Origin of the sequence: Curtobacterium sp. VKM Ac-2861 (assembly GCF_013204965.1) — a bacterium.
Taxonomy (GTDB): domain Bacteria; phylum Actinomycetota; class Actinomycetes; order Actinomycetales; family Microbacteriaceae; genus Curtobacterium.
The window spans coordinates 639,511-653,171 of sequence record NZ_JABMLA010000001.1 but is presented as its reverse complement, the minus strand read 5'-3'; the positions used below and the strand labels follow the sequence as shown (position 1 = coordinate 653,171).

Here is a 13,661-nt window from a genome sequence, read left to right as displayed (position 1 = left end):
GGCGGGCACGACGAGGCACCCGGCCGGACACGATGCAGGCATCCACTGTAGGCCCCGGCGACGCCCGCGGGCATGCCCGTCCGCGCCCAGCGGAACGGCCCCGGTAGACTCGTCGCCCGTGACCGCGCATCCTCCTGCCCTCGTCCCGCCCGCAGCCGTGCTGTGGGACATGGACGGCACGATCATCGACACCGAGCCGATCTGGCAGCGCTCCCAGGTCGACCTGACGAACCGCTACGGCGCCGAGTGGACCCACGAGGACGGCCTGTCCCTGGTCGGCTCCGGCCTCGAGCGCTCCGGCGAGCTCCTGCGCGCCAAGGGCGTCGACATGGAGGTCGAGGAGATCATCCAGTGGATGACCGACTACGTGATGGAGCACCTGCGCGCAGGTGAGCTGCCGTGGCGCCCGGGTGCCCGCGAACTCGTCGAGGAGCTCCACGCCCGCGGCATCCCCACCGCGCTGGTGACGATGTCCCGCCGCAAGATGGCACTCGTCGCCGCCGAGGCACTGGGCGAGCGTGGGTTCCGCGTCGTCGTGGCCGGTGACGACGTCGACCGTCCGAAGCCGTTCCCGGACGCCTACCTCTCCGCCGCCGCCCAGCTCGGCGTCGAGCCGACCGCGTGCGTCGCGATCGAGGACTCCGCCACCGGCGTCGCCTCGGCCGTCGCCTCCGGCGCCGTCACGGTCGCCGTGGAGCACATCGTCCCGCTGTCCGAGATCGCCGGCGGTGACGTGCACCTGACCACCCTGTCGGGTGTCGACGTCGCCCGCCTGGTCGAGTTGACGACGCCGGCGCTGGCCGCACGCGCTGCCGTGACGGGAGGCCCGGCTCCTGACCCGGCGCACGCTGCGGACACCGAGGGAGTCACCCGATGAGCCACACCGACGACCCGACAGCGGCCCTGCCGCACACCGCCGGAGGCGCACCCCACACGCCCCCGCGTGGCCCGTTCCGGGCCGGCGACCGCGTGCAGCTCACCGGCCCGAAGGGCAAGCTCACGACGCTGTCCCTCGAGACCGCCGGCGAGTACCACACGCACCGCGGGGTGCTCCGGCACGACGACGTCATCGGCCAGCCCGACGGCTCGGTGATCCGTGCCAGCACGGGCGACGAGTACCTGGCGCTCCGTCCGCTGCTCAACGACTACGTGATGTCGATGCCGCGTGGTGCCGCCATCGTCTACCCGAAGGACGCCGCTCAGATCGTGGCGTTCGCGGACGTCTTCCCGGGCGCCCGGGTGGTCGAGGCGGGCGTCGGTTCCGGTGCCCTCTCCCTGTTCCTGCTGCGGGCGATCGGTCCGACGGGGCAGCTGCAGTCGTTCGAGCGTCGCGAGGAGTTCGCCGCGATCGCGCAGGGCAACGTCGGCACGTTCCTCGGCGCCGTCCCGGACAACTGGTCGGTGACCGTCGGTGACCTGGTCGAGGAGCTGCCCGGCGCTGTCCAGGAGCAGAGCGTCGACCGCGTCGTGCTCGACATGCTCGCGCCGTGGGAGTGCGTCGACGCCGCCGCCGACGCCCTCGTGCCCGGCGGACTCATCGTCTGCTACGTCGCGACCGTCACCCAGCTGTCCCGCACGGCCGAGGCCCTGCGCGACACCGGCCGCTTCACCGACCCGATGCCGAGCGAGACCCTGGTGCGCACCTGGCACGTCGAGGGGCTCGCCGTCCGACCGGACCACCGCATGGTCGGGCACACCGGGTTCCTCATCACGGCCCGTCGTCTCGCCGACGGCACCGTCCTGCCGAACCTGAAGCGCCGTGCGGGCAAGGTCGAGTTCTCCGACGAGGACATCGAGGCCTGGACCCCCGGTGCCGTGGGCGAGCGCGCGACGAGCGACAAGAAGCTCCGGAAGGTCGCGCGGCAGTCGGCGGCGCAGGCCCGCAAGGTCGCCGCTGCCGAGGCCGGGTCCGCAGCCGCTGCTGCCGAGGGGGCCGAGCCGGTCAGCGACGCGTCCGAGTCGGTCAGCGACGCGTCCGAGCCGACCGACGGCGAACGGTAGGCTGACGGACGTGCCCGTCCTGCATCGAACGGAAAGAGGGTCCGTGCGCACCATCCCCGCACTCCTGGTCACCATCGGTCTCGTGGCGTCGCTCACGGCGTGCGCCTCGAACGGCGCCGGCACCACACCCTCGAGCTGCGCTGCACCCGGTGCGGCGTCCGAAGCGGTGACCGCCACCGGCGCGTTCGGCAAGGAGCCGAAGGTGTCGATCCCGAGCGGACTCACCACGAAGGGCACGCAGGTCTCCGTCCTGGAGCAGGGCGACGGCCGCACGATCGACGACGGCACCCCCGTCCTGATCGAGTACACGCTCGTCGACGGCGCCACCGGCGAGGTCGCGCAGACCAGTGGGTACTCCGGGCAGACGGCTCCGATCACCGCCGGTGCGAGCAACTACGGCGCCCTCGGCGAGTCGCTCGAGTGCGCGCAGGTCGGCGACCGCCTGGCCGTCGCGCTGCCGAAGAGCGCCCTCAGCAGCTCGGACACCAGCGCGACCACCGACAGCGGCTCGTCCGGGAAGACCGAGGACGCCGTCATCGCCGTCATCGACGTCAAGCGGGCCTTCGACGCCCGCGCGACCGGCACCCCGCAGCTCGCCGGCGACAAGATGCCCGCCGTCGTGCTCGCACCGTCCGGCGCCCCCGGCATCACGATCCCGTCGTGGAACGCGCCGAAGTCGAACGAGACGCACCTGCTCCGCAAGGGGTCCGGTCGCGTGCTCACCGCCAAGGACACCGCGGTCATCAAGTACACCGCCGTGACGTGGGGCGCTGACCCGTCCGTGGCCGGCTCCAGCTGGACCGACGGCTCGGGAGCGCAGACCGTGCCGCTCACCAAGGGCCAGGTCGACGAGGGCGTGCGGAACGCCATCGTCGGGCACCACGTCGGCGACCAGGTCCTGGCCGTCGTGAACCAGCAGGGCACCGCCTACGCGTACGTCATCGACGTGCTCGGAGCGATGTCGAGCTGACGCTCCCGCACCGTCCACCGACCGCGGCGCGGGTGCACTCCGGTGCACCCGCGCTGCCGTAGGATCGCCTCGTGCCAGCGACCCGTGTGCCCCGTGTGCCCGCAGAGGAGCGGCTGTTCAGCCTCGTGCTCGCGCTGCTCTCGACGGAGTCCGGGCTGACCAAGGCGGAGATCCTGACCAACGTGCAGGGCTACCGCCAGCGGTTCACACCGGGTGGGGACAACGCCTCGCTCGAGCGGCAGTTCGAGCGCGACAAGGACGACGTCCGCGAGCTCGGCATCCCGCTCGAGACCATCGAGACACCGGGCGCCGCCGGCAACAACCAGACGCTGCGCTACCGGATCCCGAAGGGCGAGTACGACCTGCCCGTGGACGTCCGCTTCACGCCGGACGAGTCCGCGCTGCTGTCGCTGGCCGCCATGGCCTGGCGCGAAGGCGCGCTGTCCGCTGACTCGCGTCGCGGGCTGCTGAAGGTCCGGTCCGCGGGTTCCGAGGACGACGACGGCGCACTCCAGCTCGGCGTCGACGCGTACGCCCCGCGGCTCCGAGCACGCGACGCGGCGTTCGAGCCGCTCCGCTCCGCCCTCGACCGCGGTGCCGCCGTCCGGTTCGACTACATCACGCCGGGCCAGCACGAGGCCCGTCGTCGCGAGCTCGCCCCGCTCGCCCTGGTGCAGCACGGCGGCCGCTGGATGCTCGCCGCCCACGAGTTCGCCACGGACTCGGACAAGAACTACCTGCTCTCACGCATCGTCGGACCCGTCACGCAGTACGACGTCGGGCAGCACACCGCCCCGGTGGGCGCGGGGGAGCGCACGCTCGCCGAACTCGAACGGATCTGGTCAGCCCGCACGGCGCGCATCGCGGTGACCCCCGGCTCCGACGCCGAGCGGCGGCTCGCCCGCCGTCGTGACACCGAGACCGACGCCGACGGCGCACTCGTGCTGCACCACGTCGACCCGCAGATCCTGGCTGAGGAACTCGCCGCCTTCGGACCCGAGGTCCGGGTGCTCGAGCCGGAGGACCTGCGGCTGCGCGTCGTCGAGCGGCTCCGTGCGCTCGTGCGCGACCACAGCGACGGAGAGGAGTCCGCCCGTGGCTGACGCCCAACCCCTGCAGGCGCAGGACAAGCTCGCCTTCCTGCTCGCCCTGGTGCCGTACCTGATCGACCGCGAGCGTGTCTCGGTGGCCGAGGCTGCGCGCCACTTCGGTGTCCCCGAGGCCCGCATCCGCCGCGCCGTGGAGCTCATCGCGGTGTCGGGGGTCCCCGGCGAGACGATGCAGTACCAGCACGGCGACCTGTTCGACATCGCCTGGGACGACTTCGACCAGAACGAGATGATCGTCCTGACGAACCTCGTCGCCATCGACGACTCGCCCCGACTGTCCGCGCGAGAAGCTTCTGCGCTCATCGCCGGGCTGCAGTACCTCTCCGCGCTGCCCGAGGCCGCCGACCGCGACGCCATCCGAGCACTCATGGCGAAGCTGTCGCGCGGTGCCGGCGGTGCCGCCTCGACGGTCGCGGTCGGGCAGGACCTGCACGACGTCGCCCTCGCCACGATCCGTCGTGCGATGGCCGACGGCCGTGGGTTGTCCTTCGAGTACGCCGGTCCGCGCACCCAGGGCGGCACACGCCGGGTCGACCCGCTCCGCGTCGAGTCGATCGACACCGACTGGTACCTCCGCGCCTGGGACCTCGACCGGCAGGCGCTCCGGACCTTCCGCCTCGACCGGATGTCCGGTGCACGCGTCGACGACCGTGCGGTGGAGAAGTCGGCGGACCAGGTGGTGATCCCGGACACGCTGTTCCAGCAGTCGGCAGAGGACGTCATCGTCACCGTCGAACTCGACTCGTTGTCGCTGCCGCTCGTGGCCGACTTCCTCGCCGACACCGCGGACGCCCCCGATGCCGAGGCGCGCGTGCGCATCCGTCTCGCGGCGTCGAACGGCTTCGACGGCGTGGTCCGGCTCGTCGCGGGGCTGCCCGGCCGCGCCGTGGTGCTCGACCCGCCCGCCGCGCGGGACGCGGTGCGGGACTTCGCCGCCGCAGCCCTCGCCGCCGGCTGACGTCGCAGCCCCGCCGCCGACCGGTCCTGCATGTGCGTTCGCACGGAGCGCGCCGAACTGTCGGTCCCCACCCCGTAGGATCGACCCATGGCTTCGACGACCGCGCGCGGGCGAGCGAGGCGGCAAGGGCGCCGTGACAACGACGCCGAAGGCCGCATGTCGCTCGGGCAGCACCTCATCGAGCTGCGCAACCGCCTGTTCCGCGCAGTGATCGCCGTGGTCATCGCCGCGGTCGGCGGATGGTTCCTGACCCCGTTCGTGCTGGACTCGCTCCGGGCACCGGTGGCCGAGCTCGCCAAGGTCGGCGGACACACGGCCGAGCTGAACTTCCCGATGATCACGGGCGCGTTCGACCTCAAGCTGCAGATCGCGATCACGATCGGCATCGTCATCGCCAGCCCGGTCTGGCTCTACCAGATCTGGGCGTTCATCGTGCCCGCCCTGGTCCGGCGCGAGAAGCAGTACGTGTGGGGCTTCCTCGGCACCGCGATCCCGCTGTTCTTCGCCGGGTGCTACTTCGGGTGGTACATCCTGCCCCACGTGGTCGGCATCCTCGGCAGCTTCGTGTCGAGCCAGGACACCTCGATCGTCGATGCGAAGGCGTACTACGACTTCGTCATCAAGCTCATCGTCGCGGTCGGGATCGCGTTCGTGCTGCCGGTCTTCATCGTGCTGCTGAACTTCGTCGGCGTCCTGTCGGCGGCGGCGATCATCAAGTCCTGGCGCATCGCGATCCTGTGCATCCTGGTCTTCTGCGCGATCGTCACGCCGAGCGCCGACGTCATCTCGATGTTCCTGCTGGCCGTCCCGATGGTGGTGCTCTACATCGCCGCGTGCGTCGTGGCCTGGTTCCACGACCGCAGGGTGGCGAAGAAGCAGGCCAAGCTCGACGAAGAGTACGGCCTGTGACGGGCGCGGACCTCAGCGCGGCCGAGCGCTTCGCCGCCGCCAAGGTCCGGAACCGCTCCCGCAACCTGGAGTTGTTCCGCGCCGACCTGCGCTTCGACCTCGACCCGTTCCAGTTCGCCGCGTGCGACGCGCTCGACCAGGGCCGCAGCGTCCTCGTGGCCGCGCCGACCGGTGCCGGCAAGACGATCGTGGCCGAGTTCGCGATCTGGCTGGCGATGCGGCAGCCGACGGCGAAGGTGTTCTACACGACGCCGATGAAGGCCCTGAGCAACCAGAAGTACGCCGAGCTGGTCGAGGTCTACGGCGAGTCCGAGGTGGGCCTGCTCACCGGTGACACGAACGTGAACCCGCGGGCGCGGGTCGTCGTGATGACGACCGAGGTCCTGCGGAACATGATCTACGCCGACTCCGACCTGCTCGACGACCTGGCCTGGGTCGTCCTCGACGAGGTCCACTACCTGGCCGACCGGTTCCGCGGTGCGGTGTGGGAAGAAGTGATCCTGCACCTGCCGACCGAGGTCCGGCTGGTCTCGCTCAGCGCCACGGTCTCCAACGCCGAGGAGTTCGGCGACTGGCTGCAGACGGTCCGCGGCGACACCGACGTCATCGTGTCGGAAGACCGCCCGGTCCCGCTCGAGCAGCACGTCCTGGTCGGCTCGAAGATGGTCGACCTCTTCGACTCCAGCGGTGCGGCGGCGACGAACCGCGTCAACCCGGAACTGCTCCGCATGGTCGGCGGTGCATCGCGCAGCGAACGGCACGGCGGCGGCCACCGTGGCGGACGAGGGCGTGGGGGATACCACGACCGCCGTGGGCCGCGTACCGAGAAACTGCACCGCGAACGCATCGCGCACATGCTCGACGAGCGGATGCTGCTGCCCGCGATCTTCTTCGTGTTCAGCCGCGCCGGGTGCGACCAGGGCGTCCGGAACGTCCTGCGCTCCGGCCTGTCGCTCACCACGGTCCCGGAGCGCAACGAGATCCGCGAGACCGCGGAGTACCACTGCCGCACCCTGCCGGACGAGGACCTCGCCGTCCTGGGCTACTGGGAGTTCCTCGAGGGCTTGGAGCGCGGTGTCGCCGCGCACCACGCCGGCATGCTCCCCGCGTTCAAGGAGGTGGTCGAGAACCTCTTCCAGCGCAAGCTGCTCAAGGTGGTGTTCGCCACCGAGACCCTCGCGCTCGGTGTGAACATGCCCGCACGCACGGTGGTGCTCGAGAAGCTCGAGAAGTTCAACGGCGAGGCCCGTGTCCCGATCACCCCGGGGGAGTACACCCAGCTCACCGGGCGTGCCGGGCGCCGTGGCATCGACGTCGAGGGGCACTCGGTCATCCAGTGGACCGACGGCCTCGACCCCCAGGCCGTCGCCTCGCTCGCCAGCCGGCGCACCTACCCGCTGAACTCGTCGTTCAAGCCGACCTACAACATGGCCGTCAACCTGATCGACCAGTTCGGGCGGCAGCGCACGCGCGAGGTCCTCGAGACCTCGTTCGCGCAGTTCCAGGCCGACCGGTCCGTGGTCGACCTGGCCCGCAAGGTCCGCTCGCAGCAGGAGTCCCTCGAGGGCTACCGCGAGGCCATGCAGTGCCACCTCGGTGACTTCACCGAGTACTCGACGCTCCGCCGCGAGCTCTCCGACCTCGAGCGCACGAACGTGCCCGGTGGGCGCGAGGCCTCGCACGGCGCACGGCAGGAACGGCAGGCCGCGATCACGGCGGTCCGTCGCCAGATGCAGCGGCACCCCTGCCACGCCTGCCCCGACCGCGAGGCGCACGCCCGTTGGGCGGAGCGCTGGTGGAAGCTCAAGCGCGTCAACGACAAGCTGCTCCAGCAGATCCGGTCCCGCACCGGTGCCGTGGCCACCACCTTCGACCGGGTCACCGACGTGCTCCTGCAGCTCGGCTACCTCGTCGACGCCGGCAACGGCGAGGCCACCGTGGCCGCTGGCGGCCGCCGACTGCAGCGCATCTACGGTGACCGCGACCTGCTCGTCGCCGAGTGCCTCGAGGCGGGTGTCTGGAAGGACCTCACGCCGGCGCAGCTCGCAGCGATGGCCGCCACGATCATCTACCAGCCCCGCCGCGACGACGCCCCCGGCACCGAGCACGCACTGCCGCGCGGCGCGTTCCGTCCGGCGCTCGACGAGACCCTGACGATCTGGTCGCGCCTCGACGACATCGAGCGCGACGCCCGTCTGGCCGGGTCGGTGCCGCCCACCCCGGCGATGGCGGTCGGCATGTTCCGCTGGGCCTCCGGCTCGGCCCTCGACGACGTCCTCCGCACCCTCGACCTGCCCGCCGGCGACTTCGTCCGCTGGTCGAAGCAGGTCATCGACCTGCTCGACCAGATCCGGAACGCCGGTGACGACGACCTCGCCCAGACCGCCCGACGTGCGACCGACGCGGTGCGCCGCGGCATCGTCGCCTACGCCGCGGTCTGACAGGAGGCACGGTGCGGGTTCCGGAGACCGGTGTGCGCGGGGTGCCCGCGCGCGTGGGCCGCGGTGCGGTCGCGGACGGCCCGTTCTCGGCGCTCCCGCTGGGCAGCGCGCTGCCCCTGGCCGTCATCGGCGGGCTGCTCTTCGCGCTCGCGTTCCCGTCGCCCGGTTGGTGGTTCCTGGCCTTCCCGGCGCTCGCGTGCATGCTGCTCGCCGCGATGGGACAGCGTGCCCGCAGGGCCGCGTGGCTCGGCTACGTGGCCGGTGCCGCGTTCTGGATCCCGGCCATCTCGTGGGCCGGCCGCTACCTGGGGCCCGTCCCGTGGTTCGCCTTGGCGTTGTTGGAGGCGGCGTTCTTCGCCCTCGGCAGCGTCGCGATCGCCCTCGCGTACCGCTGGGTCGCGCGCGTGGTGCCATCGACCGCCGGACGCGTGTGGGGCCTCCCGGCCGTGGTCGCCGCACTGTGGACCGGACGCGAGTGGTTCTCGGGGAGCTGGCCGTACGGCGGCTTCGCCTGGGGGCGCGTCGGCCTGTCGCAGTCGCAGGGGCCGTTCACCCACCTCGCCGCGTACGTCGGCGTCCTCGGGGTGACGTTCGTGGTCGTCTACTGCGTCGCGGTGGTCGTGTCGCTCGCCCTCGTGTCCCCGCGGGCGCCGGGCGCGACCCTACGGCTGCCGGTCCGGGTCGGGACCGCCGGGTTGCTCGTCGCCGCCGTGCTGGCGGTGCCGGCCTGGCCGACCGCGACCTCCGGCACCATCCGGATCGAGTCGGTACAGGGCAACGGGCCGGCCGGGTACTTCGACCGTGCTGCGCCGGGCGAGGTCCTGGCGGCGCAGGTCGCGGCGACCGACGTCGAGGCGAAGGGCGTCGACCTCGTCGTCTGGCCCGAGGCCTCCGCCGAGTTCGACCCGCGCCAGCAGCCCGTGATCGCGTCGTCGCTCGACGCCGTCGTCGACTCGGTCGGTGCGCCGCTGGTCGCCGGAGCCATCACACAGACGCCGTCCGGGGTGCTGCACAACACGTCGTTCGTGTGGACCGCCGACGGCTGGCAGTCGTCCTACGACAAGAAGCGCCCGGTGCCCTTCGGCGAGTACGTGCCGGACCGGTGGTTCTTCTCGAAGCTCGCGCCGTCCCTGATCGGCCTGCTGCAGCGTGACTACACGCCGGGCACGAAGCCGAACGTCCTGCCGGTGGCGGGGATCAAGGCGGGGATCGCGATCTGCTTCGACATCGTCGACGACGGGCTGACCCGCGACATGGTGCGCGGGGGAGCGCAGGTGATCCTCGCGCAGACGAACAACGCGGACTTCTCCGGCACCGACGAGAACCTCCAGCAACTCGAGATCGCACGGATGCGGGCGATCGAGACCGGTCGGTCCCTCGTCAACATCTCGACCGTCGGCGCCTCGCAGGTCATCGACCCGTCCGGACGCACCATCGACCGGGTCCCCGAGTACACCGCGACCTCGATGGTGACCGACGTGCCACTCGGCACCTCGACGACCCCGGCGTCGCTCGCTTCGGGGTCGATCGCGTTGTTCCTGTCGCTCGGCGGGCTCCTCGTGCTGCTCGCCTGTGCACCGTGGGGACGCCGCAAGCGCGCCTGATCCGCCGCCGCGTCCCTGTACGTCCGAGGCCGTGAGCCCGTGCATCGGGGCCACGCACTGGGAACGGACTGTGAATGCGCCCAGTCGGGAACGACAGGGCGTGGGACAGTGTTGTGGAGGGCAGACGAGCGAGAGGAGCACACACATGGCTGATCGGAGTCTCCGCGGCATGCGGCTCGGGAGTCAGAGTCTCCAGAGCGAAGAGGGCGTCGAGCTCTCGGACCGCAAGCGCGCGGTCTACCAGACGGATTCGGGGGAGACCTTCGACATCGTCTTCTCCGCTGACGCAGACGTGCCCCAGACCTGGTCGGAGCCACGCTCCGGCCGCGAAGGCCGCCTGCTCGGTGACGACGGCATCCCCGTCGAGGTCGCAGCAGAGGACGTCAAGGCGCCCCGTACCCACTGGGACATGCTGCTCGAGCGTCGCTCGCGCGAGGAACTCGAGGAGCTCCTCGAAGAGCGCCTGCAGGTCCTCCGTGCACGACGCGGTGCCTGACACCACCACCTGACGAACGACGATGCCCGCCCCGGTTCCCCGGGGCGGGCATCGTCGTTCGTGGTGGTGCGGGTCAGCGTCGGCCGGAGCCGTCGCTGGTGCGGTGCCCCGACGCTTCGTCGTTCGGGTGCTGCGCGGCGTCGGCCTGCGGAGCCGGTGCGTCGTCGACCTTCTCGGCGGTCGCGTCGTCGGCGGCTGCGAGGTGCGCGTCGACGCTCCGGTTCGACTCGGCCAGTCGTGCGTCGAGGTCGGACTCGGGGACGATGTCCGCGGCGGTCGCGTCCGCACGCGGCATGGTCGTGCCGGCGGACCCGGCAGCGGCGGTGTTCGCCAGGCTCTCGTTCGCGAGCTTGGAGATGCGGGAGAGGAAGTCCCCGCCCGAACCGGCGCCGGCGACCGGGCCGCTGCCGCTCCGTCCGCCGGAGAAGCCCTTCGCGATGCCGGACAGCGCCTCGGTGAACTCGCTCGGGATCATCCAGAGCTTGTTCGCGGTGCCCTCGGCGATCTTCGGGAGCATCTGCAGGTACTGGTACGAGAGCAGCTTGTCGTCGGGGTCACCGGTGTGGATGGCCTCGAAGACCGTGGCGATGGCGGAGGCTTCACCCTCGGCGCGGAGCACCTGGGCCTTGGCGTCACCCTCGGCCGCGAGGATGGCGGCCTGCCGCTGCCCCTCGGCCTCGAGGATCTGCGACTGCTTGGTGCCCTCGGCCTGCAGGATCGCGGCACGACGGCTCCGCTCGGCACGCAGCTGCTGCTCCATGGCGTCCTGGATGGACACGGGCGGCTCGATCGCCTTGAGCTCGACACGGCCGACGCGGATGCCCCACTTGCCGGTCGCTTCGTCGAGCACGACGCGGAGCTGACCGTTGATGTTGTCGCGGCTGGTCAGGGCCTCTTCGAGGTTGAGGCCACCGACGACGTTGCGGAGCGTGGTGGTGGTGAGCTGCTCGACGGCGCCGAGGTAGTTCGCGATCTCGTAGGTCGCCGCGCGGGCGTCGGTGACCTGGAAGTACACGACGGTGTCGATGGAGACCACGAGGTTGTCCTCGGTGATCACCGGCTGCGGCGGGAACGACACGACCTGCTCGCGCATGTCGAGCAGGGGCCGCAGGCGGTCGATGAACGGCACGAGCAGGTTCAGGCCCGGCGAGAGCGTCTTGTGGTACTTGCCGAGGCGTTCCACGATGCCCGCGGTGGCCTGCGGGACGATTCGGATCGCCTTGGCCAGGACGACGATCACGAAGATGACGACGACGAGGATCAGGACGAGCAGTGCGATCGTCCCGGGTGTGATGGTCACGAGGTGGCCCTTTCTGCGAGGCGCACGACCGCGGTCGACCCCTCGATCGACTCGACGACCACGGGGGTGCCGAGTGGCGGTGTGCGGTCGATGGCGCCCACGGCGAACCGTGCGCTCCAGGTCTCGCCGTTGGCCAGGCGGACCTGGCCGGGAGCAGATGATGTGAACGCGACGGCGACGGTGCCGGGGAGCCCGATGAGCCCCTCGATGTTCGTGCGGTGCGGGTCCGCGCCGCGGCCGAGCATGAGCAGCAGGCGCAGTCGCACGAGCGACAGCAGCACGAGCGCGAGCACGGCGGAGATGATGGCCGACAGCCACCACGGGGCGCCGAGCAGCGCGGCGATCAACCCACCGGCGGCTCCGGCCGCGAGCATGATGAAGATGAAGTCGAGGGTGAAGATCTCGACCACTCCCAGCAGCAACACGAGTCCGATCCAGACGATGGTCTGGATCCAATCGATTCCGTTCACGCGATCTCCCTCCCTCGGTCGCGCGCCGTGGCTCGCAGCGTCGCGACGGCCGGTACAACTCCGTTCAACATATCAGGAGGGTCGGTCGGCCGTGCAGGCGATTGGTAGGCTCGGTGCGGCCGACCGGCCGGAACACGACCTGGAGAACACGACTGTGAGCAACCCCCTCGCCCCCGGATCCCTCACCGACACGCGCGCCGTCGTCACCGGCTCGTCGCGCGGCATCGGCGCCGACACCGTCGGGTACCTGGCCGAGGCCGGCGCCAAGGTCGTCGTGAACTACCGCAACAAGGCCAAGCGCGCCGAGCAGATCGCCGAGAAGGTCGTCGCAGCCGGTGGCTCCGCCCTGGCGATCGGCGCCGACCTGACCGACCACGAGTCGGTGCAGGCGCTCGTCGACACCGTCGTGCAGGAGTGGGGCGGCATCGACCTGCTCGTGCTGAACGCCTCGGGCGGCATGGAGTCCGGCCTCGGCGAGGACTACGCGCTCCGCCTGAACCGCGACGCGCAGGTCGACATGCTCCAGACGGCCGTGCCGCACATGCCCGCCGGGTCGCGCGTCGTCTTCGTCACGAGCCACCAGGCCCACTTCGTCGAGACCGCCGAGACGATGGACGAGTACGTCCCCGTCGCCAAGAGCAAGCGCGCCGGCGAACTCGCCCTGCGTGAGCTCATCCCGCAGCTCGAGGCCGCCGGCATCGAGTTCGTCGTCGTCTCCGGCGACATGATCGAGGGCACGATCACCGCGACCCTGCTGAACCGCCTGAACCCCGGCGCGATCGAGGGCCGCCGGCAAGAGGTCGGCAAGCTCTACAGCGTGTCGGAGTTCGCGGCTGAGATCGCCCTCGCTGCGATCGAGCCGATCCCCGCCGACCACACCAAGCTCGTCGGCGACGTCAGCGGCTTCGTCGGCTAGCGTCGGGCGGGTGACTGCCAAGCCCGGCCTGCGCCGAACCTCCCGCATCATCCTGCTCGACCCCGAGGGTCGCGTGTTCCTGATGGACACGAACTCGCCGTCGTCGGACGGTGCACACCGGTGGATCACGCCGGGTGGCGGGGTCGACCCCGGCGAGGACCACCGCGACGCGGCGATCCGCGAGCTGCGCGAGGAGACCGGCATCGTCATCGACGACCCGGGCGAGCCGGTGTGGTCGTGGGACTTCACCGTCGAGTGGGACCTCGCCGACCACGACCGCGGTCACAGCGAGTTCTACGTCGTGCGCACCCCGGGCTTCGAGTTGTCGGACGCCGAGTGGACGGACGACGAGCGGGTCGACATCCTCGCGTCGCGCTGGTGGACCGCCGACGAACTCGACGCCACCGACGAGCCGTTCGAACCGGCGGAGCTGCCGGAGCTGGTGCGTCGGTTCGCTGCCGCCTGACTCGGCCGTCGTCTGACCCGG

The 13,661-nt window shown here is 71.2% G+C and carries 13 protein-coding genes; 11 read left to right on the top strand and 2 right to left on the bottom strand.

The features are described from left to right. Positions 1 to 118 precede the first annotated feature (118 nt). The 9 genes from HQQ88_RS02990 (at position 119) to HQQ88_RS02950 (ending at position 10,488) form a co-directional block, all read left to right on the top strand. Positions 119 to 877, top strand: a complete 759-nt coding sequence (locus tag HQQ88_RS02990; RefSeq protein ID WP_258373165.1) for an HAD family phosphatase — start codon at positions 119 to 121, stop codon at positions 875 to 877. Then, positions 874 to 2,001 (top strand): tRNA (adenine-N1)-methyltransferase, encoded by a 1,128-nt coding sequence (locus HQQ88_RS02985; RefSeq protein ID WP_254066823.1) that lies wholly within the window; start codon positions 874 to 876, stop codon positions 1,999 to 2,001. The genes HQQ88_RS02990 and HQQ88_RS02985 overlap by 4 nt, the downstream gene beginning before the upstream one ends. A gap of 43 nt (positions 2,002 to 2,044) precedes the next feature. Next, positions 2,045 to 2,971 (top strand): hypothetical protein, encoded by a 927-nt coding sequence (locus tag HQQ88_RS02980; RefSeq protein ID WP_173168589.1) that lies wholly within the window; start codon positions 2,045 to 2,047, stop codon positions 2,969 to 2,971. 71 nt (positions 2,972 to 3,042) lie between these two features. Beyond that, positions 3,043 to 4,074, top strand: coding sequence for a YafY family protein (locus HQQ88_RS02975; protein WP_123294400.1), 1,032 nt, complete (start codon positions 3,043 to 3,045; stop codon positions 4,072 to 4,074). After that, a complete protein-coding gene (locus HQQ88_RS02970) occupies positions 4,067 to 5,038 on the top strand; it encodes a WYL domain-containing protein (RefSeq protein ID WP_173168588.1) in 972 nt (323 codons plus the stop codon). The genes HQQ88_RS02975 and HQQ88_RS02970 overlap by 8 nt, the downstream gene beginning before the upstream one ends. A 156-nt stretch (positions 5,039 to 5,194) precedes the next feature. Continuing rightward, positions 5,195 to 5,947 carry a twin-arginine translocase subunit TatC gene (gene tatC / locus HQQ88_RS02965; RefSeq protein ID WP_111084003.1) on the top strand — a complete coding sequence of 251 codons (753 nt, stop codon included), beginning with the start codon at positions 5,195 to 5,197 and terminating at the stop codon, positions 5,945 to 5,947. After that, the gene (locus HQQ88_RS02960) at positions 5,944 to 8,388 is read left to right on the top strand and encodes an RNA helicase (RefSeq protein ID WP_123294401.1); all 2,445 of its coding nucleotides are present in this window, start codon (positions 5,944 to 5,946) and stop codon (positions 8,386 to 8,388) included. Before tatC ends, HQQ88_RS02960 begins: the two co-directional genes overlap by 4 nt. Before the next feature lie 11 nt (positions 8,389 to 8,399). Then, entirely contained in the window at positions 8,400 to 9,992 is a 1,593-nt protein-coding gene (gene lnt / locus HQQ88_RS02955) for an apolipoprotein N-acyltransferase (protein WP_367916969.1), read from the top strand. 145 nt (positions 9,993 to 10,137) lie between these two features. Next, positions 10,138 to 10,488 (top strand): RNA polymerase-binding protein RbpA, encoded by a 351-nt coding sequence (locus tag HQQ88_RS02950; RefSeq protein WP_111084006.1) that lies wholly within the window; start codon positions 10,138 to 10,140, stop codon positions 10,486 to 10,488. A 73-nt stretch (positions 10,489 to 10,561) separates the two neighbouring features. On the opposite strand, the gene HQQ88_RS02945 is transcribed toward HQQ88_RS02950, so the two are convergent. Together HQQ88_RS02945 and HQQ88_RS02940 are read right to left on the bottom strand one after the other, a co-directional pair. Then, a complete protein-coding gene (locus HQQ88_RS02945; protein WP_123339650.1) occupies positions 10,562 to 11,788 on the bottom strand; it encodes an SPFH domain-containing protein in 1,227 nt (408 codons plus the stop codon). Beyond that, on the bottom strand, positions 11,785 to 12,258 hold the full coding sequence (locus HQQ88_RS02940) for an NfeD family protein (protein ID WP_367916968.1): 474 nt from the start codon (positions 12,256 to 12,258) through the stop codon (positions 11,785 to 11,787). Before HQQ88_RS02940 ends, HQQ88_RS02945 begins: the two co-directional genes overlap by 4 nt. Before the next feature lie 154 nt (positions 12,259 to 12,412). On the opposite strand from HQQ88_RS02940, the gene HQQ88_RS02935 reads away from it, so the two are divergent. Then, entirely contained in the window at positions 12,413 to 13,174 is a 762-nt protein-coding gene (locus tag HQQ88_RS02935) for an SDR family oxidoreductase (RefSeq protein ID WP_111084008.1), read from the top strand. 10 nt (positions 13,175 to 13,184) lie between these two features. Beyond that, entirely contained in the window at positions 13,185 to 13,640 is a 456-nt protein-coding gene (locus HQQ88_RS02930; protein ID WP_123671761.1) for an NUDIX hydrolase, read from the top strand. The last annotated feature ends 21 nt before the right edge of the window (positions 13,641 to 13,661 follow it).